31 protein-coding genes are annotated in these 26,772 nt (G+C 48.0%); all 31 read left to right on the forward strand.

The features are described 5' to 3' along the window. The first annotated feature begins 29 nt into the window (after nucleotides 1–29). Nucleotides 30–1,028 carry a signal recognition particle-docking protein FtsY gene (gene ftsY / locus NFR98_RS00180; protein ID WP_017551511.1) on the forward strand — a complete coding sequence of 333 codons (999 nt, stop codon included), beginning with the start codon at nucleotides 30–32 and terminating at the stop codon, nucleotides 1,026–1,028. Between the two features lie 165 nt (nucleotides 1,029–1,193). Continuing rightward, on the forward strand, nucleotides 1,194–1,520 hold the full coding sequence (locus NFR98_RS00185) for a putative DNA-binding protein (protein WP_014095481.1): 327 nt from the start codon (nucleotides 1,194–1,196) through the stop codon (nucleotides 1,518–1,520). 11 nt (nucleotides 1,521–1,531) lie between these two features. Then, entirely contained in the window at nucleotides 1,532–2,875 is a 1,344-nt protein-coding gene (ffh, locus tag NFR98_RS00190; RefSeq protein WP_014095480.1) for a signal recognition particle protein, read from the forward strand. A 95-nt stretch (nucleotides 2,876–2,970) separates the two neighbouring features. Next, complete coding sequence (gene rpsP, locus NFR98_RS00195) at nucleotides 2,971–3,243, forward strand: 30S ribosomal protein S16 (RefSeq protein WP_014095479.1); 273 nt, start codon at nucleotides 2,971–2,973, stop codon at nucleotides 3,241–3,243. After that, on the forward strand, nucleotides 3,243–3,491 hold the full coding sequence (locus NFR98_RS00200) for a KH domain-containing protein (protein ID WP_026104620.1): 249 nt from the start codon (nucleotides 3,243–3,245) through the stop codon (nucleotides 3,489–3,491). Before rpsP ends, NFR98_RS00200 begins: the two co-directional genes overlap by 1 nt. A 158-nt stretch (nucleotides 3,492–3,649) precedes the next feature. Further along, a complete protein-coding gene (locus tag NFR98_RS00205; protein ID WP_035188454.1) occupies nucleotides 3,650–4,042 on the forward strand; it encodes a YlqD family protein in 393 nt (130 codons plus the stop codon). A gap of 4 nt (nucleotides 4,043–4,046) precedes the next feature. After that, nucleotides 4,047–4,565 carry a ribosome maturation factor RimM gene (gene rimM / locus NFR98_RS00210; protein ID WP_014095476.1) on the forward strand — a complete coding sequence of 173 codons (519 nt, stop codon included), beginning with the start codon at nucleotides 4,047–4,049 and terminating at the stop codon, nucleotides 4,563–4,565. After that, a complete protein-coding gene (gene trmD / locus NFR98_RS00215) occupies nucleotides 4,562–5,296 on the forward strand; it encodes a tRNA (guanosine(37)-N1)-methyltransferase TrmD (protein ID WP_014095475.1) in 735 nt (244 codons plus the stop codon). The genes rimM and trmD overlap by 4 nt, the downstream gene beginning before the upstream one ends. Nucleotides 5,297–5,435: 139 nt before the next feature. Next, on the forward strand, nucleotides 5,436–5,780 hold the full coding sequence (rplS, locus tag NFR98_RS00220) for a 50S ribosomal protein L19 (RefSeq protein ID WP_014095474.1): 345 nt from the start codon (nucleotides 5,436–5,438) through the stop codon (nucleotides 5,778–5,780). Between the two features lie 170 nt (nucleotides 5,781–5,950). Next, the gene (lepB, locus tag NFR98_RS00225) at nucleotides 5,951–6,502 is read left to right on the forward strand and encodes a signal peptidase I (protein WP_014095473.1); all 552 of its coding nucleotides are present in this window, start codon (nucleotides 5,951–5,953) and stop codon (nucleotides 6,500–6,502) included. A gap of 54 nt (nucleotides 6,503–6,556) precedes the next feature. Beyond that, nucleotides 6,557–7,396, forward strand: coding sequence for a ribosome biogenesis GTPase YlqF (gene ylqF / locus NFR98_RS00230; protein WP_014095472.1), 840 nt, complete (start codon nucleotides 6,557–6,559; stop codon nucleotides 7,394–7,396). Nucleotides 7,397–7,443: 47 nt separating this feature from the next. Next, nucleotides 7,444–8,211, forward strand: coding sequence for a ribonuclease HII (gene rnhB / locus NFR98_RS00235; protein WP_014095471.1), 768 nt, complete (start codon nucleotides 7,444–7,446; stop codon nucleotides 8,209–8,211). A gap of 36 nt (nucleotides 8,212–8,247) precedes the next feature. Next, nucleotides 8,248–9,492 carry a TP0910 N-terminal domain-containing protein gene (locus NFR98_RS00240; RefSeq protein ID WP_061086433.1) on the forward strand — a complete coding sequence of 415 codons (1,245 nt, stop codon included), beginning with the start codon at nucleotides 8,248–8,250 and terminating at the stop codon, nucleotides 9,490–9,492. After that, nucleotides 9,489–9,779 (forward strand): EscU/YscU/HrcU family type III secretion system export apparatus switch protein, encoded by a 291-nt coding sequence (locus NFR98_RS00245; RefSeq protein ID WP_014095469.1) that lies wholly within the window; start codon nucleotides 9,489–9,491, stop codon nucleotides 9,777–9,779. Before NFR98_RS00240 ends, NFR98_RS00245 begins: the two co-directional genes overlap by 4 nt. 213 nt (nucleotides 9,780–9,992) lie before the next feature. Further along, nucleotides 9,993–11,153 (forward strand): ADP-forming succinate--CoA ligase subunit beta, encoded by a 1,161-nt coding sequence (gene sucC / locus NFR98_RS00250; RefSeq protein WP_014095468.1) that lies wholly within the window; start codon nucleotides 9,993–9,995, stop codon nucleotides 11,151–11,153. Nucleotides 11,154–11,218: 65 nt separating this feature from the next. Further along, the gene (sucD, locus tag NFR98_RS00255; RefSeq protein ID WP_014095467.1) at nucleotides 11,219–12,121 is read left to right on the forward strand and encodes a succinate--CoA ligase subunit alpha; all 903 of its coding nucleotides are present in this window, start codon (nucleotides 11,219–11,221) and stop codon (nucleotides 12,119–12,121) included. 211 nt (nucleotides 12,122–12,332) lie between these two features. Then, a complete protein-coding gene (gene dprA, locus NFR98_RS00260; RefSeq protein WP_235221803.1) occupies nucleotides 12,333–13,145 on the forward strand; it encodes a DNA-processing protein DprA in 813 nt (270 codons plus the stop codon). 270 nt (nucleotides 13,146–13,415) lie between these two features. Continuing rightward, on the forward strand, nucleotides 13,416–15,491 hold the full coding sequence (gene topA, locus NFR98_RS00265; RefSeq protein WP_017551515.1) for a type I DNA topoisomerase: 2,076 nt from the start codon (nucleotides 13,416–13,418) through the stop codon (nucleotides 15,489–15,491). Further along, a complete protein-coding gene (locus NFR98_RS00270; protein WP_014095463.1) occupies nucleotides 15,491–15,703 on the forward strand; it encodes a hypothetical protein in 213 nt (70 codons plus the stop codon). Before topA ends, NFR98_RS00270 begins: the two co-directional genes overlap by 1 nt. Before the next feature lie 361 nt (nucleotides 15,704–16,064). Continuing rightward, on the forward strand, nucleotides 16,065–16,967 hold the full coding sequence (xerC, locus tag NFR98_RS00275; protein ID WP_014095461.1) for a tyrosine recombinase XerC: 903 nt from the start codon (nucleotides 16,065–16,067) through the stop codon (nucleotides 16,965–16,967). Nucleotides 16,968–17,009: 42 nt separating this feature from the next. Continuing rightward, nucleotides 17,010–17,552 (forward strand): ATP-dependent protease subunit HslV, encoded by a 543-nt coding sequence (gene hslV / locus NFR98_RS00280; RefSeq protein ID WP_014095460.1) that lies wholly within the window; start codon nucleotides 17,010–17,012, stop codon nucleotides 17,550–17,552. 47 nt (nucleotides 17,553–17,599) lie between these two features. Continuing rightward, nucleotides 17,600–19,018, forward strand: a complete 1,419-nt coding sequence (gene hslU / locus NFR98_RS00285) for an ATP-dependent protease ATPase subunit HslU (protein WP_014095459.1) — start codon at nucleotides 17,600–17,602, stop codon at nucleotides 19,016–19,018. A gap of 114 nt (nucleotides 19,019–19,132) precedes the next feature. Then, nucleotides 19,133–19,912 carry a GTP-sensing pleiotropic transcriptional regulator CodY gene (gene codY, locus NFR98_RS00290; RefSeq protein ID WP_014095458.1) on the forward strand — a complete coding sequence of 260 codons (780 nt, stop codon included), beginning with the start codon at nucleotides 19,133–19,135 and terminating at the stop codon, nucleotides 19,910–19,912. A gap of 388 nt (nucleotides 19,913–20,300) precedes the next feature. Then, nucleotides 20,301–20,690: a flagellar basal body rod protein FlgB gene (gene flgB / locus NFR98_RS00295; protein ID WP_035188464.1), complete on the forward strand. Its 390-nt coding sequence runs from the start codon at nucleotides 20,301–20,303 to the stop codon at nucleotides 20,688–20,690. 1 nt (nucleotide 20,691) lies between these two features. Beyond that, complete coding sequence (flgC, locus tag NFR98_RS00300) at nucleotides 20,692–21,141, forward strand: flagellar basal body rod protein FlgC (protein ID WP_013859084.1); 450 nt, start codon at nucleotides 20,692–20,694, stop codon at nucleotides 21,139–21,141. A 36-nt stretch (nucleotides 21,142–21,177) separates the two neighbouring features. Next, nucleotides 21,178–21,489 (forward strand): flagellar hook-basal body complex protein FliE, encoded by a 312-nt coding sequence (gene fliE, locus NFR98_RS00305; RefSeq protein ID WP_017551517.1) that lies wholly within the window; start codon nucleotides 21,178–21,180, stop codon nucleotides 21,487–21,489. A gap of 151 nt (nucleotides 21,490–21,640) precedes the next feature. Then, nucleotides 21,641–23,230, forward strand: a complete 1,590-nt coding sequence (gene fliF, locus NFR98_RS00310) for a flagellar basal-body MS-ring/collar protein FliF (protein ID WP_026683994.1) — start codon at nucleotides 21,641–21,643, stop codon at nucleotides 23,228–23,230. 12 nt (nucleotides 23,231–23,242) lie between these two features. Further along, the gene (gene fliG, locus NFR98_RS00315; protein WP_014095454.1) at nucleotides 23,243–24,256 is read left to right on the forward strand and encodes a flagellar motor switch protein FliG; all 1,014 of its coding nucleotides are present in this window, start codon (nucleotides 23,243–23,245) and stop codon (nucleotides 24,254–24,256) included. After that, nucleotides 24,249–25,001, forward strand: a complete 753-nt coding sequence (gene fliH / locus NFR98_RS00320) for a flagellar assembly protein FliH (protein WP_014095453.1) — start codon at nucleotides 24,249–24,251, stop codon at nucleotides 24,999–25,001. The genes fliG and fliH overlap by 8 nt, the downstream gene beginning before the upstream one ends. Beyond that, nucleotides 24,998–26,323 carry a flagellar protein export ATPase FliI gene (fliI, locus tag NFR98_RS00325; RefSeq protein ID WP_014095452.1) on the forward strand — a complete coding sequence of 442 codons (1,326 nt, stop codon included), beginning with the start codon at nucleotides 24,998–25,000 and terminating at the stop codon, nucleotides 26,321–26,323. Before fliH ends, fliI begins: the two co-directional genes overlap by 4 nt. Then, a complete protein-coding gene (fliJ, locus tag NFR98_RS00330; protein WP_013859091.1) occupies nucleotides 26,320–26,754 on the forward strand; it encodes a flagellar export protein FliJ in 435 nt (144 codons plus the stop codon). The genes fliI and fliJ overlap by 4 nt, the downstream gene beginning before the upstream one ends. Nucleotides 26,755–26,772 lie beyond the last annotated feature (18 nt).

The following is a 26,772-nucleotide window of genomic DNA, read 5'->3' on the forward strand; positions in this document are numbered from 1 at the left end:
AATTCAGGAAAGCCAAAGGAAGTGGACAAATGAGCTTTTTTAAAACATTAAAAGACAAATTCACCCGGCAAGCCGATACGGTAACCGATAAATTTAAAACCGGGCTTGCAAAAACGCGCGATAATTTCTCGAACAAAGTCAACAATCTTGTCGCGCGTTACCGGAAAATCGATGAAGACTTTTTCGAAGAACTGGAAGAAATTTTAATTCAGGCGGATGTCGGCTTCCAGACCGTGATGGAACTAATCGATGAATTAAAAATGGAAGTGAAACGGAAAAACATTAAAGACCCTTCTGAAGTCCAGTCCGTGATTTCCGAAAAACTGGTTGACATTTATTCGGCCGGCGAAGATGCCCCGAACCGGCTTAACATCCAGGACGGCGCCTTGACCGTTATTTTGTTTGTCGGCGTAAATGGCGTCGGCAAAACGACTACGATCGGTAAGCTCGCCCATATGCTGAAGCAGCAGGGGAAAAAAGTGATCATGGCAGCCGGCGATACATTCCGCGCCGGCGCGATTGAACAGCTTGAAGTCTGGGGAGAGAGGGTCGGCGTGGAAGTGATCAAACATTCGGAAGGATCCGATCCAGCCGCTGTCATGTTTGACGCCGTCCAGGCAGCGAAAGCAAGAAATGCAGATGTGCTGCTTTGTGATACGGCGGGCCGCCTGCAAAACAAGGTCAATTTGATGAAGGAACTGGAAAAAGTAAAGCGTGTCATCGAACGGGAAATCCCGGGCGCCCCGCATGAAGTGCTGCTCGTTTTGGATGCCACCACCGGGCAAAATGCGATGGTGCAGGCTAAGACGTTTAAAGAAGCAACAGACGTAACCGGGATTGTGCTGACAAAATTGGATGGCACGGCAAAAGGCGGGATTGTGCTCGCGATCCGGAACGAACTCCATATTCCCGTCAAATTCGTCGGCCTCGGCGAGAAAATGGATGACCTTCAGCCGTTTGATGCGGAAAAATATGTGTACGGGTTGTTTTCCGATCTGATCGATGAAGTGCCGGAAGAACAAGCCTGACCGTATGTGGGCCGTACTGCGAATCAGAAGGCCGCGGTATTAAAGCCCGCCGGGAGCGCTTCAAATCGGTTGTGGGGAAACGAACTTGTTTTCATTGACAAAAAACAGGAATCTTTGTATTCTGTGTTTATGTAAAGCATTTTCACTTAACAGGGGGAAGAAGCCATGCTGGAGAAAACAACGCGAATGAATGATTTGTACGATTTTTACCAATCGTTGTTGACTCCGAAGCAGCGCAGCTATATGTCCCTCTATTATCTCGACGACTTGTCGCTTGGCGAAATCGCCGAACAATACGGTGTGAGTCGTCAAGCGGTTTACGATAATATCAAACGCACCGAACAAACGCTTGAAGACTATGAAAAAAAGCTTGGTTTATTGGAAAAATTTCAAGCGCGCACACGCATTTTCCGGTCGATGCGCAATCTTTTGGCGCATGATGCCAATCCGGAACTGTTGCGGCTTGTCGATGCGCTCGAAAAATTGGAATAGGGGGCGGAAAAATGGCATTTGAAGGACTCGCAGAACGCCTGCAGGGCACGATGCAGAAAATCCGCGGAAAAGGCAAGGTCACGGAAAGCGACGTCAAAGAAATGATGCGGGAAGTCCGTCTTGCCCTTCTGGAAGCTGACGTCAACTTCAAAGTGGTAAAAGATTTTGTAAAAAAAGTGAGTGAACGTGCGGTTGGCCAGGATGTGCTGAAAAGCCTGACGCCCGGGCAGCAGGTCATCAAAATTGTCCAGGAAGAGCTGACCAACCTTATGGGCGGATCGCAGAGCAAGATTGCCGTTGCAAAGCGCCCGCCAACCGTCATCATGATGGTTGGCCTGCAGGGTGCCGGGAAAACGACGACATCCGGGAAACTGGCCAACCTGTTGCGAAAAAAATACAACCGGACCCCGCTGCTCGTTGCGGCCGATATTTACCGCCCCGCTGCAATCAAGCAGCTGGAAACGCTCGGCAAACAACTCGGCATGCCGGTGTTTTCGCTTGGCGATAAAATCAGCCCGGTGGAAATTGCCAGGCAAGCGATTGAAAAAGCAAAAGAAGAACATCACGATACCGTCATCATCGATACGGCCGGCCGCCTCCATATTGACAGCGAGCTGATGAATGAACTGAAGGAAATCAAGGAACTTGCGCATCCGGATGAAATTTTTCTTGTCGTCGATGCGATGACAGGCCAGGATGCCGTAAATGTCGCGCAAAGTTTTAATGACCAGCTCGGCATCACCGGCGTCATCCTGACGAAGCTTGACGGCGATACGCGCGGCGGGGCGGCTTTATCGATCCGGGCCGTAACCGAAAAGCCGATTAAATTTGCCGGGATGGGCGAGAAAATGGATGCGCTCGAACCGTTCCACCCGGAAAGGATGGCCTCCCGTATTCTCGGCATGGGCGATATTCTGTCGCTGATTGAAAAAGCGCAGGAAACTGTCGACGAAGAAAAAGCGCGCGCGCTCGAAAAGAAAATGCGGGACCAGTCATTTACGCTCGATGATTTCCTTGAACAGCTCGGCCAGGTCCGGAAAATGGGGCCGCTCGGCGACATTTTGAAAATGATCCCGGGGGCCAACCGGATGAAAGGGATGGATAATCTGCAAATTGATGAGAAACAAATTGCGCATGTTGAAGCGATTATCCAGTCGATGACAAAGCAGGAAAAAATCCGCCCGGACATCATCAATGCAAGCCGAAAAAAACGGATTGCGAAAGGTTCCGGCCGCCCGGTACAGGAAGTCAACCGGCTTTTGAAACAGTTTGAAGAAATGAAGAAAATGATGAAACAACTGCAGGGCATGAATCAAAAAGGCCGGAAAAAAGGCTTTAAATTCCCTTTTATGTAAAAAACGAGGGTGTTAAGAGAAAAGACTTTACACCATCATGATTTTCTGATATGATACAGTCTTGTGAGAAACTTTTTTGGAGGTGTATGATTAAAATGGCAGTAAAAATCCGCTTGAAACGCATGGGTGCAAAAAAATCCCCGTTTTACCGCATTGTTGTGGCAGATTCCCGTTCACCGCGTGATGGACGTTTTATTGAAACAGTAGGAACTTACAATCCTGTTGCAGATCCTGCAGAAGTAAAAATCAACGAGGAAGCCGCGCTCCAATGGCTGAAAAACGGCGCCCAACCGTCTGATACGGTACGTAACTTGTTTTCAAAACAAGGTATTATGGAAAAATACCATAACGAAAAACACGGCAAATAATCATGGACCAACAGATGGATGATTTAATCCTTTCGATCGTCAGGCCGATTGTCAGCCATCCGAATGAAGTGCGGGTAGAACGGGATGAACAAGAATCCGGAACGCTCTACCGCCTGATTGTCCATCCGGATGATGCCGGCATGGTCATTGGTAAAAAGGGGCGTACCGCAAAGGCCATCCGTACGGTCGTTTATGCGGCGGCCGGCGTGCACGGACATAAAAAAATCCGTCTTGAAATTGCCGAATAATGGACAACGATGGATAGAACACCAGTGAAAGGGAGGGGCACACCTCCCTTTTTTATACATCTTTCGGGCTTTCCCCCTCATCTTAACCGACATCCGCTTTTTCCGGCTGCATTTTTTGGGTTTTTTATTGAATGGCGCGAAAAGGAGGGCAGGGCATTTTGAAAATCCTTCAAAAAGTGACGGTCAAGCAAATCCTGACCGAAAAGAGCAAAGGAATGCTTTTGGATACATACCGGCAAAAGAAACAACAACTTCAAAAAGAGTGTGAGCAGCTCCGGTTTGAAACAAAAAAACTGGAAAAGCAAAAAAAGTTTTCGGGAACCCATTTAAAAATGCATTTTGAAAAAGAAATTGAAAGCCGGCAGGAGAAAATCAAACTGGTGGAGTTCCAAATTGAACAACTGCTTTTGCTTCCGATCGGGACAGAATTAAAAGAAAAAGAAATTCACGCCATTGTTGACGTCCGGGAAGGCGACGATTGGAATGCGGTGACAAAAGAGAAATCGATTATTATAAAAGATGGCATCATCCATGAAATTCGCGAGAGGTGAGCATATGACACAATGGTTTAATGTCGGCAAAATCGTTAATACACACGGCATCCGCGGAGAAGTGCGGGTAATTTCCCAAACGGATTTCAAAGCGGAGCGCTATAAACCGGGCAATACGCTTTACTTGTTCCTTCCCGGCCGCGATGAGCCGCTTGCTGTTACGATTGAATCGCACCGGGTGCATAAGCAGTTTGATTTGCTGAAGTTTGAGGGCTTCGATTCGATTGAGGAAGCCGAGAAATGGAAAGGCGGCATGTTGAAAGTTTCCGAAGAACAGTTGGATGAGCTTGGCGAAAATGAGTTTTATTTTCATGAAATCATCGGCTGTGAAGTCGTGACAACCGCAGGCGAGAAAGTCGGGACGGTAAAAGAGATTTTAACGCCCGGGGCAAATGACGTCTGGGTGGTGAAAACAGCGCAGCAGAAAGAAGCGCTGATCCCGTATATTGAAGACGTCGTCAAAAAAGTCGACAAAAAAGAAAAAAGAATTGTGATTGAACCGATGGAAGGGCTTTTGCCATGAAAATAGATATATTGACGCTGTTCCCGGAAATGTTTGAAGGCGTTCTCGGATCCTCCATTTTAAAAAAAGCAGAAGAAAAAGGGATCGTCCATTATCATCTGGTCAATTTCCGTGAATACAGCGACAACAAGCATAAAACCGTCGATGACTACCCGTACGGCGGCGGGGCGGGCATGGTGTTAAAGCCCCAGCCGGTGTTCGATGCTATCGAAGACCGGCTTGAGGGGAGCGAAAAAAAGCCGCGCATCATTTTGCTCTGCCCCCAGGGGGAAACGTATACGCAACAAAAAGCGGAAGCGTTTGCGGAAGAAGAACATCTGATCTTTATTTGCGGCCATTACGAAGGGTATGATGAACGGATCCGGACGCTTGTAACCGATGAAATCTCAATCGGAGACTATGTGTTAACGGGCGGCGAGCTGGGCGCAATGGTCATGATCGACAGCATCGTCCGCCTGCTTCCCGGTGTTTTGGGCAATGAAACCTCGCCTGTTACTGATTCTTTTTCGACCGGACTGCTGGAACATCCGCATTATACGCGGCCGGCGGATTTTCGCGGAATGAAGGTGCCGGACGTGTTATTATCCGGAAATCACCGGCTGATTGAAGAATGGCGCGAAAAAGAGTCGCTGTACCGCACCTATACGAGAAGGCCGGATCTTTTACGCGGATATCCGCTCTCCGAAAAGCAAAAAGCGTGGCTGAAAGAATGGGAAGAAAAACGCGGATAGCTGTTGCAATCAGCATGCGTTTATGCTAAGATTGCTTTTGTGGTTTGCTTGAAAACAAGGCAGACCGCCGTAAAACGATGTTCCGCTGCAAATACGATGGAAGATTTGCAAGAGCATTTGTTGGAAGGAGTTGAATACGATGCACAATATTATTGACGAAATTACAAAAGATCAACTTCGCACTGATCTGCCTGCTTTCCGCCCGGGGGATACGGTCCGCGTCCATGTAAAAGTTATCGAAGGTTCACGCGAACGTATCCAGGTTTTTGAAGGTGTGGTCATTAAACGCCGCGGCGGCGGGATCAGCGAAACGTTTACAGTCCGGAAAGTTTCTTACGGTGTCGGCGTTGAACGTACATTCCCGCTCCATACACCAAAAATTGCGAAGCTTGAAGTCGTGCGTCGCGGTAAAGTTCGCCGTGCGAAACTTTACTACCTGCGTAATCTGCGCGGTAAAGCTGCCCGTATTAAAGAAATTCGCTAATTTGCTGCAACGGCTGTTCGAAAAGGGGCTATCATGGCCCCTTTTCTTCATACTTATACATAAATAACCCGGGTGTCTCTGAGGTTTTCAATCGGCAACCAATCCTGTTATAATGCAAAATATCAGGGAATATACGCTTATGGATACATGGAATGAGGCGGTGTAAATAAATGGCAAAACAGAAAAAACCAAAAAATGAACTGTTCGAATGGGTGAAAGCGCTGCTGATTGCTGTGGCACTGGCCGGCATTTTGCGCTACTTTTTCTTCGCCCCGATCGTGGTCGACGGCTCTTCCATGATGCCGACTTTGAAAAACGGCGACCGGATGATTGTGAATAAAATCGGGAGCCCGAAACGGTTCGACATCATCGTTTTCCACGCCCCGGAAGGCAAAGATTATATCAAAAGGGTCATCGGGCTGCCGGGCGACCGGATCGAGTATAAAAATGACATCCTGTATATTAACGGGAAAGCGTATAAAGAGCCTTATCTCGATAAATATAAAAAAGCCGTAGCCGACGGACCGCTTACGGAAGATTTTACCTTAAAAGACTATATTGGGCGCGACACGGTGCCAAAAGGGCAGATTTTTGTGATGGGCGATAACCGCCGGTACAGCAAAGACAGCCGCCAGATCGGGACGATTCCGCTCAGCAAGGTGGTCGGGGAGACAAACTTTGTATACTGGCCGGTGAAAGATGCCCATATGATCAATAAATAAGCGCCCGTTCGTTGCGCATTTTACGGAAAAAAGTAACCGTTATGGAGTTGACGCATGATGGCAATACAATGGTTTCCGGGCCATATGGCGAAGGCAAGGAGAGAAGTGACCGAAAAATTAAAACTGGTCGATATCGTTTTTGAATTGCTTGATGCAAGGATCCCGGTTTCCTCCGCCAATCCGATGCTGGATGAACTGATTCAGCAAAAGCCGCGGATCAAATTGCTGAACAAGGCCGATATGGCAGATCCGGCCGCTACAGCCCGCTGGCTTGAAAAATTGTCCGGCGGCAATACGCATGTCCTTGCCATTGACGCGCAAAGCGGAAAAGGGCTCGACAAAATGGTGAAACTGGCTGAACAGATTTTGGAGCCAAAATGGGAGAGGATGCGGGCAAAAGGCATCCGGCCGCGTGCGATCCGGGCCATGATTGTCGGAATTCCGAACGTCGGTAAATCGACGCTCATTAACCGGCTTGCCGGGAAAAATATCGCCAAAACCGGCAATACGCCGGGCGTGACAAAAGCGCAGGCATGGATAAAAGTCGGGAAAACGATGGAGCTCCTCGATACGCCTGGGATCCTTTGGCCGAAATTCGAAGACAAAGAAACCGGTTATAAGCTCGCTTTAACCGGTGCGATTAAAGACACGATCCTCAACCTGCAGGACGTTTCCGTATTTGGCCTGCGTTTTCTTGAAAAACATTATCCCGGCACATTAAAAGCCCGGTACAAGCTTGAGGATATCCCGGATATTGTCCCCCTTTTTGACCATATCGGTCGCCTGCGCGGCTGCTTGCGGGCGGGAGGGGAAATCGATTACGACAAAACGGCTGAAGTGATTATCCGTGATATCCGCGGCATGAAACTGGGGCCTCTGACATTTGATTTGTAATAAGCGCTCTCCGTAAGGGAGTGCTTATTTTTCGGGGAGGGGAAACATTGAAAATCAGTGAAATTGAAGCGCGTCTTCAGGAAATCACAAACCCGTCCGATCCGTTTATCCAGGCGCTAGGCCGGGACGAACGGAAAGGCGCACAAAAAGCGCTGGAAAAATGGATGAGAAAATTACAAAAAGAGCGTGAACAGCTTGAAAAATTCCGGGAGATGGGACGGTTTGAAGACGCCCTGCGCAGCCACGGCTGCCGCCTGATCGCCGGAATTGACGAGGCAGGCAGGGGGCCGCTTGCCGGGCCAGTTGTAGCCGCTGCCGTCATTCTTCCAGAAGATTTTTACCTGCCCGGCCTGAACGATTCCAAACAGCTTTCCGAAAAACAGCGGGAGGCCTTTTTTGCGCGGATCCAGGAAGAAACCCTTGTCGGCGTCGGCTTTGCCAGCGCAGAAGAAATTGACAGGATGAATATTTACGAGGCGGCCAAAAAGGCGATGCTTGCGGCTTTGGGCCATTTGCCTGCTGCTCCTGACCATTTGCTGATCGATGCGATGGAAATTCCCGCTTCGTACCCGCAAACTTCGATTGTAAAAGGGGATGCGAAAAGCATTTCAATTGCCGCGGCATCTGTGGTTGCAAAAGTAACGAGAGACCGGTATATGCAGGAAATGGATGAAAAATATCCCGGTTACGGTTTCGCCATACATAAGGGGTACGGGACGAAAAAACATCTGGAAGCGCTCATGAAGCTTGGCCCGTGCCCGATCCATCGAAAATCGTTTGCGCCGATTAAAGACAGACCGGCAATCCGCCGATAAATAAGCAAGAAGAAAGAAACAGGGCGGGGGAATAGCATGCAAATTTTTTTAGGCAAACAGCCATTTTCTATTGATGCCGGCTCAAATATCCGCACGTTTGCATTTCAAACGGGGCAGATTTTTTCCGGTGCCATCCAAAAACTGTTTCCAAATGACACCGCACTTGTCCAGGCAGGCGGGCGTACATTTGCCGCGAAACTCGAAGTGCCGCTTGAAGCCGGAAAAAACTACTGGTTTCAAACGGTTTTGGCCGACGGTGAAGTGCAGTTGAAAATGCTTTCGGAAGCCGATGCAAACGGCATGGCCGGGAAAGCTTTGCTCCCGCAAATGCAACTGCCGCCAGGAAAAACGTTCCAGTCCCTTGTTTCGTACTTGGCTGAACAGGAAATTCCGTTTATGAAAAATGACATTGCTGCGATCGGCGCATGGCTGAAGCATGTACCGGATCTGGCAAACGGGCTGGAAACGGCTGCCTTTATGCTCCAAGAAGGCTTTCCTGTGTCAGAGGGCGTGTTCACTTCGCTCCTTGCCGCAGGTCAAAACATACCGGCGGATCAGCTTTTAAACCGGTTGCAGCAGGCGCTCAAGCAGGGGGAACAGACGCCGGAAACGAGGCAATTGCTTGCACTTATCGGGGAGCTTGGGACAGGCAGCGAGCAGGTGACAGGAGAGGCGTTACGCCGGCAAATCAAAGAGAAGATTCAAAAAATGGGACTTTTTTATGAGGCGGGGCTTTTGCATGAGGACAAAGCCGCGGACAAGGACGGGCTGCCTTTAAAAGCGCTGCTTGTTGATTTGCTGCAAAAAGGCGGGGGAACAAAAGCTGCCCGGGATGCAGCAGACGAAATCGTACAGAAACTGAACGGCCAGCAGCTGCTCGCGCTTTCCGGCGGGGTAGTGCAGCACATTTGGATGGAAATTCCGCTTTCATTCGCGCACTTTCAAACGAATGCCGTTGTACAATGGTCAGGCAGGCGGAAAAATGGCGGAAAAATAGACAGTAATTATTGTAAAATCATTTTTTACTTGAATCTTCAGTTTATGAAAGAAACATTGGTCGAGATGAATGTGCAAAACCGGATCGTTTCCATCCGCATTTCCAGTTTGAAAAAGGGTCTTCAGGAAGCCGTGAAGCCTTTTTTGCCGGCTTTAAAGGAAGGCCTTTCCAAAACCGGTTACACATTGTCTGACGTTCGGTTCGGGGAATTCCAGCCGGATGCTGTGCGTGCCACGCTCAGCCGGCCGGAGGTTTCCGGGAAAGGGGTTGATCTTAGGATATGAAGGATCCACAAAAGGACATAAAAGAAGCGGTCGCGCTCCAGTACAGCCCGGATGCGCATTCCGCCCCTGTCGTGAAGGCAAAAGGTAAAGGGGATGTGGCCAGGCGGATTATTGAAGAAGCAAAAAAAGCGAATGTTCCGATCCAGCAGGACCCGGATCTTGCCGCACTGCTCGGCCGGCTTGACATCAACGAAGCGATCCCGGAAGAACTGTATGCAGCTGTGGCCGAGGTGTTTGCCATGATTTACCGCCTCGACCAGTCGCTAAAAAACAAGGATAAAAAATGAACGAAAGCTGACCATTAAGCCTGGGCACCCATTTGCATAAAGGCTGCGGTGACAATAGGCCAACGACCAGTAAAATCACGTCCATTTTATACCGAAAAAAATATTTTTGAATAATAATAGCCATTTTAGTTCATTATGGTAGACATCTTTTCCGATGTTTATTAAAATGAAAGCGCAGTTAATTTTTTGAACAGTTTGATAGGAGGATGGAACATGAATATTCACGAGTATCAGGGCAAAGAGATCCTGAGAAAATACGGGGTCGCTGTGCCGAACGGGAAAGTGGCCTTCACCGTGGATGAAGCGGTGGAAGCAGCGAAATCGCTCGGTACACAAGTATGTGTGGTAAAAGCGCAAATTCATGCCGGCGGCCGCGGAAAAGCAGGCGGCGTCAAAGTGGCAAAAAATTTGGATGAGGTTCGTACATACGCACAGGAACTGCTTGGCAAAACGCTTGTGACGCATCAGACAGGCCCTGAAGGAAAAGAAGTGAAGCGCCTCTTGATCGAAGAAGGGTGCGACATTCAAAAAGAATACTATGTCGGCCTTGTTTTGGACCGTGCCACAAGCCGGGTTGTGCTGATGGCTTCTGAAGAAGGCGGCACGGAAATTGAAGAAGTGGCGGCGAAAACACCGGAAAAGATTTTTAAAGAAACCATTGACCCGGCAGTCGGGCTCTTGCCATTCCAGGCGCGCCGCATTGCGTTCAACATCAATATTCCTGCTAAACTTGTAAATCAGGCCGTTAAATTTATGACAGGCCTTTATCAAGTATTTGTGGAAAAAGACTGCTCGATCGCGGAAATCAATCCGCTTGTTGTAACCGGCGACGGAAAAGTAATGGCGCTCGATGCCAAATTGAATTTTGATTCGAACGGCTTGTTCCGCCAGCAGGATGTTCTGGCGTACCGCGATCTCGAAGAAGAAGATCCGAAAGAAATTGAAGCGTCGAAATACGATTTGAGCTATGTCGCCCTTGACGGCAATATCGGCTGCATGGTAAACGGCGCCGGCCTTGCGATGGCGACAATGGACATTATTAAATATTACGGCGGCGATCCGGCCAACTTCCTTGATGTCGGGGGTGGCGCAACGGAAGAAAAAGTAACGGAAGCGTTTAAAATCATTTTATCGGATGAAAAAGTCAAAGGCATTTTTGTCAACATTTTCGGCGGCATTATGAAGTGCGATGTCATTGCTTCCGGCGTCGTTGCAGCCACAAAACAAGTCGGACTCGACATCCCGCTCGTTGTCCGTCTTGAAGGGACCAATGTGGAACTTGGGAAGAAAATTTTAAACGAATCCGGGCTGAAAATTGTTGCCGCTGAATCGATGGCAGACGGCGCGCAAAAAATTGTCGAACTGGTCAGCTGACAGCAGCTGTTCATTCAGACCAAATGCGAACAAATATTCTTGAATGAAGAAGGCAGGGGAAAAAAGTGAGCATTTATGTAAATAAAGACACGAAAGTCATTGTCCAGGGGATTACCGGGAAAACGGCGCTTTTCCATACAAAACAATGCTTGGAATACGGGACGAAAATTGTCGGCGGCACAAGCCCTGGCAAAGGCGGGACTGAAGTAGAAGGCGTGCCGGTCTTTAATACGGTGAAAGAAGCCGTTGAAAAAACGGGCGCAACCGTTTCAGTTATCTATGTGCCGGCTCCGTTTGCGGCAGATGCGATTATGGAAGCGGTCGATGCAGAACTCGATCTTGTCATCTGTATTACGGAGCATATCCCGGTATTGGATATGGTCAAAGTGAAACGTTATATGGAAGGAAAGAAAACGCGCCTGATCGGGCCGAACTGCCCGGGCATCATCACGCCAGACGAATGCAAAATCGGCATTATGCCGGGTTATATTCATAAAAAAGGCCATGTCGGCGTTGTTTCCCGTTCCGGTACGCTGACTTATGAAGCCGTCCATCAGCTGACGCGCGCCGGCATCGGTCAGACAGGGGCGATCGGCATCGGCGGCGACCCTGTGAACGGCACCAATTTTATTGATGTATTAAAAGAATTTAACAATGATCCGGAAACGGAAGCGGTCATTATGATCGGTGAAATCGGCGGGACGGCGGAAGAAGAAGCCGCCAAATGGGTGCAGGCAAACATGAAGAAACCGGTTGTCGGATTTATCGGCGGTGTCACCGCGCCTCCTGGAAAACGGATGGGCCACGCCGGCGCCATCATTTCAGGCGGCAAAGGAACCGCAGCGGAAAAGATCCGCACGATGAACGAATGCGGCATCCAAGTAGCCGAAACGCCGGCTGTCATTGGGGAAACGCTCGTTCGTGTACTGAAGGAAAGAGGCCTTTACGAGAAATGTAAAAACCTTTAAGCGGCGGCACCGGCCGTCCCGGAACCCGCATTTTCCGGGACAGTCCGGTAAAACTGCCTGGATCCGGCTGCCATTTTTAAGCGTGCAGCCGGGTCCTAAATGTTTTTCTTTTTCAATGAAATACGGTTTGAAAGCGAGGCAAACAATGGAACCATTAAAAATCAAATACATTCATTTGGATCATTGCAGGGGAATTTCCCGCGTGCAAAAAATGAAAATCCTCGAATTTGATCCGCTGCTTGAAAAAATCTGCCGGATTCCCCCTGAAACACTGCGCGCCATGCTTCATATGCAAAAGGAAACATTTGAACGCTTTTATGAAGATCTTCTCCATCTTGACATCAAACCCTATTTAACCCTCTACCAGAAAAAACAGATCCGAATGACAGCCCGTTTTGAACCGGAATATCCGCCGCTTCTGAAAGAAACGTACCAGCCTCCTGCCGTACTCTATTCAATCGGAAATGTATCATTGCTGAAAAACCGTGCGCTGGCCGTTGTCGGGTCAAGAAAGGCCGGTTCCTATGCAGAAAAAGTCGCCGATCATTTGCTGCCACCCCTGATCGAAAAACAGTTTGCCATTGTCAGCGGGCTGGCGAGAGGGGCGGATTCGATTGCCCACCGTGCCGCCATGAAATACGGGGGGAAGACGATTGCGGTGCTCGGAAGTGGGTTTTTTCATATTTATCCGCGGGAAAATATACAAATGGCGGAAAAAATAAAACAGGGCCATTTACTGCTGTCGGAATATCCGCCGTTTACGCGCCCGGAAAAATGGCGTTTTCCGGAACGCAACCGGATCATCAGCGGCATTTCTGAAGGTGTGCTCGTGCTTCAGGCGGAAAAACGGAGCGGCTCCCTGATCACGGCAGATTACGCCCTCCAGGAAGGCCGGGAAGTTTTCAGCGTGCCGGGAAACGTGCTGGACAGCCTGTCGAAAGGAACAAACCATCTTATCCAGCAGGGCGCAAAATTGGTAACATGCAGCGGAGACATTTTGGAAGAACTGCTTCCGACAAGGTAAAAAATAGTTAGAGAAAATTCATAAATGGGCAGTGATTTTCCGATTTTGTGAAAAAACGCATGATTTTTGGATAAAATGGTTATAAAATAGAGAAAGAAAAGATAAAATTTTCAAAATGAAACCGCTTGCGATGTTGATTTTTCATCATTCGTGCTGTTACAATTGACAAATGCGGGCATCCATGCCCATAATTACAAATGATTTTGTTTGAAAAATGAAAGCAAAGTTGCTGCAAAGAGAGGGTATAAGCTCTCCAGGGAGGATTTTTGAATGTCAGACTACTTAGTGATTGTAGAATCACCTGCAAAAGCGAAAACGATTGAAAAATATTTGGGAAAAAAATATAGAGTGAAAGCTTCCATGGGGCATGTGCGCGACTTGCCGAAAAGCCAAATGGGGGTGGATGTGGACGACCATTTTAAGCCGAAGTACATTACAATCAGGGGCAAGGGGCCGGTCTTAAAAGATTTGAAAAACGCGGCCAAAAAAGCAAAAAAAGTCTATCTTGCCGCCGACCCTGACCGCGAAGGGGAAGCAATTGCCTGGCATCTCGCCAACAGCTTGAATCTGGATGTGCATTCGGACTGCCGCGTCGTGTTTAATGAAATTACAAAGGACGCGATTAAAGAATCATTTAAACATCCGCGCCCGATCAATATGGACCTTGTCGATGCCCAGCAGGCAAGACGGATTTTGGATCGTCTCGTCGGTTATAACATTAGCCCGCTTTTATGGAAGAAAGTGAAAAAAGGTTTGAGTGCGGGCAGGGTACAGTCCGTTGCCGTCCGCCTTATCATCGACCGGGAAAATGAAATTAAATCGTTTGTGCCGGAAGAGTACTGGACGATTGCCGGGTCCTTTAAAAAAGGGAAAGACACGTTCCAGGCATCTTTTTACGGTGTGGACGGAAAAAAAATACAGCTGAAGTCAGAAGCGGATGTGAAAAAAATTACCGGCATGCTGAAAAGCGACAAGTTCCAGGTTTCTTCCGTCACGCACAAAGAGAAGAAACGGAATCCGGCGCCGCCGTTTACGACTTCTTCCTTGCAACAGGAAGCCGCCCGGAAGCTGAACTTCAGGGCAAAGAAAACAATGATGGTGGCCCAGCAGCTGTATGAAGGCATCGACCTTGGAAAAGAAGGGACTGTCGGGCTGATCACGTATATGAGAACAGACTCGACCCGGATTTCGGAAGTCGCAAAAACAGAAGCCAATCAATATATTCGGGAAAAATTCGGGGAAAACTATTTGCGCCAGGAAGAAAGAAAAGAGAAAAAACAGGCAAATGCCCAGGATGCACACGAAGGGATCCGGCCAACAAGCATTTTCCGGGATCCGGGTTCGGTCAAGTCCTTTCTAAGCAGAGACCAGTATAAGCTGTACAAATTGATTTGGGAACGCTTTATGGCCAGCCAGATGGCCCCTGCAATACTGGATACGATGAGTGCCACGCTGGCAAACGGCACGGTTTTGTTCCGGGCGTCCGGGTCAAAAATCCAGTTTCCGGGTTTTATGAAAGTGTATGTGGAAGGTTCCGACGACCAGCAGGAAGAAGGCGAACGTTATTTGCCGCATCTCGAAGAAGGGGATGTTGTCCAATCTGAGTCGATCGAACCGAAACAGCATTTCACCCAGCCGCCGCCACGCTATACCGAAGCCCGGCTTGTCAAAACGCTGGAAGAACTTGGAATTGGGCGGCCGTCCACCTATGCGCCGACATTGGATACAATCCAAAAGCGCGGCTATGTGGCGCTTGAGAATAAGCGGTTTGTCCCGACAGAGCTCGGCGAAATCGTGCTCGAATTGATTCGGGAATTTTTCCCGGAAATCATAGATGTCGAATTCACCGCTGATATGGAAAAAGACCTGGACGAAATTGAAGAAGGAAAAGTGCCATGGGTCCAAATCATTGATGCGTTTTATCAAAATTTTGAAGCCCGCCTGAAAAAAGCGGAAACCGAAATGGAAAAAATCGAGATCAAAGATGAAGAAACCGGGGAAATGTGCGAGCTGTGCGGAAGTCCGATGGTGTATAAAATGGGGCGTTATGGCAAGTTTATGGCTTGCAGCAATTTTCCTGATTGCCGCAATACGAAGCCAATCGTCAAAAAAATCGGCGTCACTTGCCCGAAATGTGGTAAAGGTGAAATCATTGAGCGGAAAACAAAGAAAAACCGCATTTTTTACGGGTGCGACCGTTATCCGGAATGTGATTTTGTCTCTTGGGATAAGCCGGTTGGCAGGAAGTGCCCGAAGTGCGGCGACATGCTCGTTGAGAAAAAGCTGAAAAAAGGGACGCAGATCCAATGTGTGCACTGTGACTATAAAGAGCAGTCGGTGAAGTAATGATCGACCTTGCCGGAACTTTGGCGGCCTTGCGTGGAGCGGGCGGCAAAGTTCCGGTTGATCAAAATGAATATTTACATTTTTACGAGAAAATGCATCTTATTCTTTTACTTCTTGGAGCAGCTGTTGTAAAATGCTTAAAGGACAGTTGCGACAAAAAACGACAGAATTCCCGAATCGTTGGCGGGCAGCGGCCAAAAGCTTTTCAATAAACGGCATTCCCGGCTTTTCACGGCAGGAAGCGCCAGTCAAAAGGACAATTCGAAAATTTATGAAAAATATGTAACATTCGTTGCAATCCGATCCGGAAATGTGTTATGATTTAACCGGATTTCCGAATGCCGTCCCTTGGCTTCGAAGCATATGAGCCGGCGGGAGACGGGGTTTCGGTTGGCGCAAGCCGGGGCTTACGGATACCCGGACCGGCGCAAAAAGCCCGGCTGGCGGGTTTGTCCGGGCCGTTTTACCGGCTGAAAAAAATGGCAATAACCCCGGAAAGCCTATTGTTGTCTATCAACGTGAAGAGTGGCGTAAAGCAGGCCCGTTTCCCCGCACATGTGAGGTGTTAAACAGATGAACGGCGAACTGTCCGGCTATTTGCTTTCTTTTATGGAATACATGCAAGTGGAGAAAAACTATTCCGCATACACAATCAAATTTTATCGCCTGGACCTGGAGGATTTTTTTGCGTTTTTAACCGCACAGGGGATTGCCTCGCTGGACGAGGTGGGGTATCCGGCAGGGAGACTGTATTTGACAATGTTGCATGAACACGGATACAGCCGCGCCACGGTAGCACGGAAAATATCCAGCATTCGCAGTTTTTTCAAATTCCTGATGCGGGAGAGAATCGTCAAAGAAAATCCCTTTGCACTTTTATCACAGCCGAAACAACATAAGCGCCTGCCCAAATTTTTTTATGAGGAAGAAATGGAGCAACTGTTTGCGGCATGTGAAGGCGATGATGCACTGTCCCGGCGCAACCGTGCTTTGCTCGAAATCCTGTATGCGACCGGCATCCGCGTGAGCGAATGCGTCAATATTCGGTTGCAGGATATTGATTTTGAATTCGAGACGATCCATGTAAAAGGGAAAGGAAAAAAAGAACGGATCGTGCTGTTCGGCCATTTTGCAGGGGAAGCCGTTTCGGATTATATGGCGCATGCACGGAAAACGTTGATGCGCGGTAAAGAAGACCATCCCTATTTATTTGTAAATGCACGCGGCGGCGCATTGACCGATAAAGGTGTCCGCTATATTTTAAATGAAATGATCAAAAAAGCGGCACTGACCGGAAAAATTCATCCCCACATGTTGCGGCATACATTTGCAACCCATTTGCTGAACCATGGGGCTGATTTGCGCACAGTACAGGACCTTCTTGGGCATGAAAGCTTGTCTTCCACGCAAGTCTACACACATGTAACCAAGGAGCATTTGCGGCAAACTTATATGGCTTACCACCCGAGAGCATAGCAATGCAAGGCGGTTCGCTTTGATTACATAGGAGGTGCTGATATGGGTGATTTTCACGCAACCACAATATTCGCCATCCGCCATAACGGAAAAAGTGCAATGGCTGGGGATGGGCAGGTGACGCTCGGAAACTCTGTCGTGATGAAAAATACGGCCAAAAAAGTCCGCCGGCTGTTTAACGGAAAAGTGCTGGCCGGTTTTGCCGGCTCGGTTGCGGATGCTTTTACGCTTTCCGAAATGTTTGAAGGAAAACTGCAGGAATATAACGGCAACCTGACGCGGGCAGCAGTGGAACTGGCCAAAATGTGGAGAAGCGATAAAGTGCTCCGAAAGCTCGAAGCGATGCTGATTGTCATGGATGAAAACAATTTGCTGCTTGTCTCGGGAACGGGGGAAGTCATTGAACCGGATGACGGCATCCTCGCTATCGGCTCGGGCGGCAATTACGCGCTCGCTGCCGGCCGTGCACTGAAACGGCATGCGGCAGAGAACTTCACCGCAAAAGAAATTGCGCGGGCTTCCCTTGAAATCGCATCTGAAATTTGTGTATTTACAAATTCAAACATTATCGTGGAAGAACTATAAGCGGAAAGGTTCCCGTACCGGTATATTTCCATAAAGGAGTGAGCGGATTGGCCAACACGTTTAGAAAAACAAACAGTTTGACACCAAGGCAGATTGTTGAGCGCCTGGACCAGTATATTGTCGGCCAGAAAGAAGCAAAGCGGGCTGTTGCCGTGGCGCTCAGGAACCGTTACAGAAGAAGCCTACTGTCTGAAAAAATGCGGGAAGAAATTATTCCGAAAAACATTTTGATGATCGGGCCGACCGGTGTCGGAAAGACGGAAATCGCAAGAAGAATGGCACGGCTTGTCGGTGCCCCGTTCGTCAAAGTAGAAGCCACGAAGTTTACGGAAGTCGGATATGTCGGCCGGGATGTGGAGTCGATGGTACGCGACCTTGTCGAGACGGCTGTCCGGCTTGTAAAAGAGGAAAAAATGAACGGCGTGCGCGATCAGGCGGAGAAAAATGCAAATGAACGCCTCGTCGATTTGCTTGTCCCGTCGCGGAAGAAGCAAGGGAATTTCAAAAACCCGTTTGAAATGATTTTTGGCGGCGGCGGGCAGCAGGACACGGCACCGGATGAAGAGGAGGAAGAATACTCCAAAAGGGAACAGAAACAGCGTATACGGGAAAAGCTCTTAAACGGTGAACTGGAAGATGAACCGGTTACCGTGGAAGTGGAAGAGCAGGCTTCGTCCATGTTTGATTTGTTCCAGGGTTCCGGCATGGAACAAATGGGCATGAGTGTGCAGGACGCGCTTGGCAATCTGCTACCGAAAAAAACAAAACGGCGGAAATTGCCGGTCAGGGAAGCAAGAAAAGTGCTTGCACAGGATGAGGCACAGAAACTGATCGACATGGACGAAGTGACCCAGGAAGCCATTTTCCGGGCAGAACAAACCGGCATTATCTTCATTGACGAAATTGACAAAATTGCCTCCAAAAACGGGAACGGGTCCCAAGCGGACGTATCGAGGGAAGGCGTCCAGCGGGATATTCTGCCGATTGTCGAAGGATCGACGGTTGTCACAAAATACGGCTCCATTAAAACGGATTATATTTTGTTTATTGCTGCCGGCGCTTTTCATATGGCAAAACCGTCCGATCTGATCCCCGAACTGCAAGGGCGTTTCCCGATCAGAGTGGAGCTTGAGAAACTGACCGTCAGCGATTTTGTCAAAATTCTTGTCGAGCCGGATAATGCCCTGGTAAAACAATATATTGCATTATTGGAAACAGAAGGTATACAAATAGAATTTTCTGACGAAGCTATTACCAGAATTGCTGAAATTGCTTTTGAAGTGAACCAAAATACCGATAATATCGGGGCGAGAAGACTTCATACCATCATGGAAAAACTGCTTGAAGATCTGTCTTTCGAAGCACCGGACATCCATTTGGAAAAAGTGTCCATCACCCCGCAGTATGTGGACGAAAAGCTCGGTGCGATTTCACAGAACAAAGATTTAAGCCAGTATATTTTATAACCGTTTTGAAAAATCGGATAAGGGTAGACGTGTAATGAAGGCTTTCTCTCTTTTGCGGCAGGTCCCGGCAATTCAATGCAGTTCAAATACCGAATCAATCTAGGAGGAATGGAAATGAGTTTGTTAGATAAAACAAGGAAAATTAATTCGATGTTGCAAAAAGCAGCCGGACGTCCGGTGAATTTTAAAGAAATGGCGGAAACGCTGAGTGATGTGATTGAGGCCAATATTTACATCGTCAGCCGCCGCGGGAAATTACTCGGTCTCGCCATCAACCAGAAAATTGAAAACGAGCGGATGAAACAAATGTTTGAAGACCGCCAGTTTCCGGAAGAATACACGAACAGCCTGTTTAACATTACGGAAACCTCATCCAATTTGACGATTGAAAGTGAGTACACGGCATTTCCGATTGAAAACAAAGACCTGTTTGAAAAAGGCCTGACAACGATTGTTCCGATCGTCGGCGGCGGGGAAAGAATCGGTACGTTGATTCTGGCTCGTCTTGAGCGGGAATTCGATGACGAAGATCTTGTTTTGGCAGAATACAGTGCGACGGTTGTCGGCATGGAAATCCTCCGCGAAAAAACAGAAGAAATTGAAGAAGAAGCGCGCAGCAAAGCGGTCGTGCAAATGGCCATCAGTTCTTTGTCCTACAGCGAGCTGGAAGCCATTGAGCATATTTTTGAAGAATTAAACGGGAAGGAAGGCCTGCTTGTCGCGTCCAAAATTGCGGACCGCGTTGGCATTACCCGCTCTGTCATCGTGAATGCGCTGCGTAAACTGGAGAGCGCAGGGGTCATTGAATCCCGTTCCCTTGGCATGAAAGGGACCTATATTAAAGTATTGAATAACAAATTCCTCGTTGAACTGGAAAAAGTCCGTTCTAACTAACGGATAAGCTTTACGGCAATTTGCGCCAAAAAAGGATACGATTCGTATCCTTTTTTTTATTGGTATTTAATTTACCATAAAAACGCACAAATACTAATATATGGATACTAATAAAATTTAAGGAAATCCGACCTGCCAATAGTGTTTCCCAGTAATTGTAAATTTTTGTAATCCTAGGCGTATTAAGGTGCTTGAAAAATTTTTCGGCATCTTTTTCGCGGTGTGGGAGTAAGGGATTAATCCAAAAGTCCTACTATCAAAAAAATTTTTTGTGATTTAAGAATATGTTCATTTACAGCCCGTTATGAAACAATTAAAATAAAAAATAGCAAACAATTTGTCGTATAAAAGAAAAAAATGTCAAGTTTATGTAATGAGGTGTCCATTGATGAGTCTCTCTTCCAATACGTTGCGGTCGCTTGAGCATGCATTGCAGTATGCTTCGCTCCGGCAGAAAGTGATTTCGAACAATATTGCCAATGCGGATACACCGAATTATAAGGCGCAGGATGTCAGTTTTAAAAATGTGCTGGAGGATTCGGTCAATGCCATTTCAGCGAACCGGACCGACCCCCGGCACTTCCGTTTTTCTGCCGGGGATTCAAGTCCAGAAATCGTGACGGAATCCGGCACCACTTACAACAGCAATGGCAACAGTGTTGACATCGATACCGAAATGGCGAACCTTGCCAGCAACCAGATTTATTACGAGTCACTGATTGAGCTGGAAAAAGGAAAGCTCTCATCCTTATTAAATGTCGTGAGAGGAGGACAGTAAGATGTCCATGTTCACCGGAATGAACATTTCTTCTGAAGCCTTATCGGCACAGCGCCTGCGGATGGATGTCATCTCTTCCAATATTGCGAACGCTGATACAACAAGAGATACGTATGTAAATGGGAAATGGCAGCCATACCGCCGGAAAGAAGTGGTACTTGCTGCAGGAGGCGGTTCTTTTGCCTCCATATTTCGTTCGAAACTCGGAATGCAGGGTGCTGGGTCCGGCGTCCAGGTGGCCGGCATTGTCGAAGATAACAGCGATTTTAAAAAAGAATACAATCCGGATGATCCTGATGCGGATGCAAACGGATATGTGACAAAACCAAATGTGGATCTTTTAACGGAAATGACCGGTATGATCAGCGCCACCCGCTCGTATGAAGCCAATGTCACGGCGCTGAATGCTTCCAAAGCGATGCTGATGAAGACGCTCGAACTCGGCCAATAACAGAGAAAATTCCGCATATGAAAGGAGGCGAATGATGTGTCTGTTCAATCAATCAGTCAGACGCCGTTCGCAAGTTTGAGCGGGCTGTCGCCAAAATCAGCAGGCGCCGCTTCGTCCGCTAACGGCTCCGTTTCATTTTCGGACCTGCTGAAGCAGTCTGTCAATGAACTGAACAAACAGCAGAACCATTCCGACACCTTGATTACAAAACTATCGAACGGCGAAAATGTGGACCTGTACCAGGTAATGGTCGCCGTACAAAAAGCAAACCTTTCGATGCAGACGGCACTCGAAGTCCGAAATAAAGCAGTCGAAGGCTATAAAGAAATGATGCAGATGCAAGTGTAACGTTCTGATCCGGCGTACATAAAAGCCGTTTCCCGGCCGTAACGCCCGGATCCTTTCCGTCTGCCCTAAAGGCGAAAAGGATGCCGGAACGTTTGCTGTCCGACTGTTCTATTGATGAAACACCGTGAATTTTTTATCCCGGGGGATAATGATGAATGAAAAGTTAAAACAATCTTTTCAAAACCTGAAGGGGTTTTGGAAAAGCAGGAGCAAGAAGCAGAAAACAATCGGCATATCCGCCGTTGCCCTTATGCTGGTACTTGCTGCCGGAATCACTTATTTTATGACAAAAACAAAATACGCGCCGCTCTACAGCGGGCTGGATGTCTCCGAAACAGGATCCATCAAGGACGAACTGGACCAGGAAGGCGTACCGTCCAAAATCACGGATGGTGGCAAAACGATCGAAGTGCCTGAAGACCAGGTGGACGATTTGAAAGTCACATTGGCTGCAAAAGGGCTGCCAAAGACCGGCAGCATCGACTATTCTTTTTTCAGCCAGAATGCAAAATTCGGGATGACAGACAATGAATTTAACGTCGTAAAGCTCGATGCGATGCAGACGGAACTGGAAAATCTGATTGAACAGATGGACGGCGTCGAAAAAGCAAAGGTGATGATCAATCTTCCGAACCAAAGCGTCTTCGTAGCCGACAGCCAGGCAAAAGCTTCCGCATCGGTTGTCCTGACGTTAAAACCCGGTTATGAATTGGACCAAAACCAGATAAAAGCCGTTTACAATCTTGTTTCAAAAAGCGTTCCGAATCTTCCTACCGATAATATCGTCATTATGAACCAGAATTTTGAGTACTATGACTTAAATTCTTCAAATTCTTCCGGAAATGCTTATACACAGCAGCAGGCGATCAAAAAACAAATTGAACGGGATATTCAGCAGCAGGTGCAAACGATGCTTTCCACACTGATGGGTGCAGGAAAAGCGGTTGTCACCGTTACAGCGGATATCGATTTTACGCAGGAAAAACGCGAGGAAGATCTCGTTGAACCGGTTGATAAGACGAATATGAAAGGCATTGAAATCAGCGCCAAAAAAATCCAGGAAACATACCAGGGTACAGGCGCAGCAGCCGGAACGCCATCTGGCAGTACAGATTCTGTCGGCTCTTCGTATGTATCCGGGTCGAACGGGAACGGGACGTATTCCAAAACAAGTGACACGATCAACTACGAAGTAAACCGGATTAAACGGAAAATTACAGAGAGCCCGTACAAAATCCGCGATCTCGGCATAGAAGTCATGGTCGAGCCGCCGGTCAGAACAAAACGGTCTTCCTTGCCCGCTTCCCGGTTAAAAGATATTAAATCGATGCTTTCTACGATTGTCAGAACGTCGATTGACAAGTCAAGCGGCACAAGGCTGACCAATCAAACGGTTGCCGATAAAATCGCAGTTTCCGTCCAGCCATTTGCAGCCAATGCGCCGGAGAAGGCGAAAAAAGCTTCGATTCCGTGGTGGGTATACGCGATTGGCGGAGGTTTGCTGCTCGTGATAGCCGGGCTCATCTTCTTCTTGATCCGCAACAGAAGGCGGGCCACTTCGGAGGCTGAAGAAGACATGGCGGAAGAAACGCCGGAAAAACCGGCACCGCCCCGCATTCCGGACGTAAATGAGGAACAGGAAACCGACGCTTCAGCAAGGCGGAAACAGCTTGAAAAAATGGCAAAGGAAAAACCGGATGAGTTTGCAAAATTATTGCGGTCATGGCTTTCCGAAGAATAGGAGGGAAACAAGATGGCAAGTAAAGAAAAAACATTATCCGGCAAAGAAAAAGCAGCCATTCTCTTGATTTCTCTCGGCCCGGACGTATCGGCATCCGTCTACAAACATTTAACAGAAGAAGAAATCGAAAAGCTGACGCTGGAAATCTCAGGCGTCAGAAAAGTCGACAATGACACGAAGGAAAAAGTGCTGACCGAATTTCACCATATTGCTTTGGCACAGGACTATATTACCCAGGGCGGTATCGGTTATGCCAAAATGATTCTCGAAAAAGCACTCGGCCCGGAACAGGCGGCATCCATCATCAACCGGCTCACTTCATCGCTGCAGGTGCGCCCGTTTGATTTTGCTAGAAAAGCAGATGCGGCCCAGATTCTGAATTTTATCCAGGATGAACACCCGCAGACGATCGCCTTGATTCTGTCCTACCTGGATCCGGAAAAAGCCGGGCAGATTCTTTCCGAGCTTCCGCCTGAAATGCAGGGGGACATTGCCAGAAGAATTGCCTTAATGGAAGGCACATCCCCTGAAATTATCAGCGAAGTGGAAGCCATTTTGGAAAGAAAGCTGTCCGCGACGGTGACACAGGATTATACGCAGACAGGCGGGGTGGAATCCGTTGTCGAAGTGTTGAACGGGGTCGATCGTACGACAGAGAAAACGATCCTTGACTCGCTGGAACAGAAAGATCCCGAACTTGCCGAAGAAATCAAAAAACGAATGTTTGTATTTGAAGATATCGTCACCCTTGACAATCGTTCCATTCAGCGCGTCATCCGCGAATGCGAAAATGAAGACCTGCTTCTTGCACTGAAAGTCTCAAGCGACGAAGTAAAAGAAATTATTTTCCGCAATATGTCGCAACGGATGGCCGATTCCATGAAAGAAGAAATGGAATATATGGGCCCGGTGCGGCTGCGTGAAGTCGAAGAAGCCCAGTCGAGAATTGTGTCCATTATCCGCAGGCTGGAAGACAGCGGCGAAATCATTATCGCAAGGAACGGAGGCGACGACATCATTGTCTAATATTATTAAAACAAAGCAAGATGCAGGTGTTGTTTCCAAAATGCGCGTAATCAGCGTGCGCCGGCTCCCGGCTTTGCCCGAAGAAACGGGAGATGCAACCGCTGTGAAAGAGGATATTTTCGCAAAATATCAAACCGAGGCAGAGCGCCTGCTTTTAGACAGTCAAAAAGAAGCAGAAGCAGTACGCCGGCAAATTGCCGAAGAGAAAAAACAGTGGGAGCAGGAAAAAGCAAAGCTCACCGAACAAGCACAGCGCCAAGGGTTTGAAGCCGGTTATGCAGATGGCCGCAAGGAAGGGTTTGAAAGCATCCGCGACCATTTAAACGAGTCCATTGACATCGTCAACCGTTCCAAAGAGGCGTTCAAAAAACATTTAGAAGCATCGGAAAAAGATATTTTGGAAATTGCGATGAAAGCAGCGGGGAAAATTTTGCAAGACACACTTGAAACATCCCCCGAAAAAATGTTTGCCATCGTAAAAAACGTATTAAAAGAAGCGACTGGGTATAAAGAAGTCGATCTCCATATCCATCCGGGGCAGTACGCCTTCGTCATGGACAACAAGGAAGAACTGGATGCCCTCTTCCCGAACGATACAAAATGCTATGTCTACCCGGATGATTCGCTTGAACCGTACCAGGTCTATATTGAAAGCGGCAGCGGCAGGATTGATGCAAGCATTGACAGCCAGCTGTCTGAACTTAAGGCAAAGCTTTTGGAACTGATCGGGGAGGATGCGGAATGAAAGCAACCGATCTCTTAGACTATATACCCGAAATTGGGACGTTTAAACATTACGGAAAAGTAAAAAGAGTGATCGGCTTAATGATCGAATCACTCGGGCCGGAAAGCTCCATCGGTGACGTCTGTTATATTCATGTGGATAACAAAAAAAATACGAAAAAAATCATTGCCGAAGTTGTCGGGTTCCGTGACGGGAATGTTATTTTAATGCCTTATACGAACATCCAAGAAATTTCTCCCGGCAGCCTTGTGGAAGCAACAGGGAAACCGATGCGGGTGAAAGCAGGCCCACGGCTGTTGGGGAAAGTCATTGATCCTTTGGGCGTGCCGCTCGACCATTCCCCGCTTCCCGCCGGCCTAAAACCGATTCCGATCGACCGGACGCCCCCCAACCCGCTCAAGCGCCCGCCGATCAGGGAACCGATTGAGCTTGGCGTCCGCGCGATCGACAGTCTGCTGACGGTTGGAAAAGGCCAGCGGATCGGCATATTTGCTGGAAGCGGCGTCGGCAAAAGCACCCTGCTCGGCATGATTGCACGCAACACAAATGCCGATCTGAATGTGATCGCCCTAATCGGGGAGCGGGGCAGGGAAGTAAGGGAATTTATTGAACAAGATCTCGGCCCTGAAGGTTTAAAAAAGTCCATTGTTGTCGTGGCAACAAGCGACCAGCCGGCATTGATGCGGATTAAAGGCGCCTATACAGCAACAGCGATAGCGGAATATTTCAGGGACCAGGGGCTAAATGTCATGTTTATGATGGACTCGGTTACCCGGGTCGCGATGGCCCAGCGTGAAGTCGGACTGGCAACGGGGGAACCGCCGGCTACAAAAGGATATACCCCGTCCGTTTTCGCGATTTTGCCGAAACTTTTGGAAAGGACCGGAACAAATGAGTCCGGCACGATTACCGGGATCTACACCGTGCTTGTCGACGGGGATGATTTGAATGAACCGATTGCCGATACGGTGCGCGGCATTTTAGACGGGCATTTTGTTCTGGACAGGGATTTGGCAAATAAAGGGCAATACCCGGCTATCAATATTTTAAAAAGCGTTAGCCGACTGATGAGCCAACTTGCCAGTCCTGCACACAAAAAAGCCGCAGAAAAGATTCGCGAACAGTTAAGCACTTATTTGAATTCAGAGGACCTGATCAATATCGGCGCTTATAAACCGGGCGCATCAAAAGAAATTGATGAAGCGATCGAACGCTATCCGAAAATCGTTTCTTTTATCAAACAAAGCACCGACGAAACCTATAGTATGGAAAGCAGTATCCGGGCTTTAATCGGACTTGCGGAAACGGGTGAGTGGGCATGAATTATCATTATAAATTCGAGAAAATCCTTGATGTCAAAGAAAAGGAAAAAGACGAGGCGCTCAGTGCATACAAAAATGCGGTACAGGCATTTGAAAATGTGGCCCGGGAGCTGTACGCGCTTTTGAAAAAGAAAGAAGACCTGGAAGCCCACCAGGCTGAAAAAATGAAAGCGGGCCTTTCCGTCCAGGAAATCCGGCATTACCGGCGGTTTATTGATGATATTGAAAAATCAATCCATTATTATCAGAGCCTCGTCATGAATGCACGAAACCGGATGAACTGGCATCAGCAGAAACTGCAGGAGAAAAATATAGAAGTCAAAAAATACGAAAAACTGAAAGACAAAGATTATGGCCGTTTTCTGATGAAACTGAAAATACAGGAAGAAAAGCAGGCAGATGAAATTTCAACCCAGACTTTTTATCACTAAAGCCTGAAAACCGGGTGA

The organism is Weizmannia agrestimuris (assembly GCF_943193165.1).
In the GTDB taxonomy this organism is placed as follows: domain Bacteria; phylum Bacillota; class Bacilli; order Bacillales; family Bacillaceae_C; genus Weizmannia; species Weizmannia faecalis.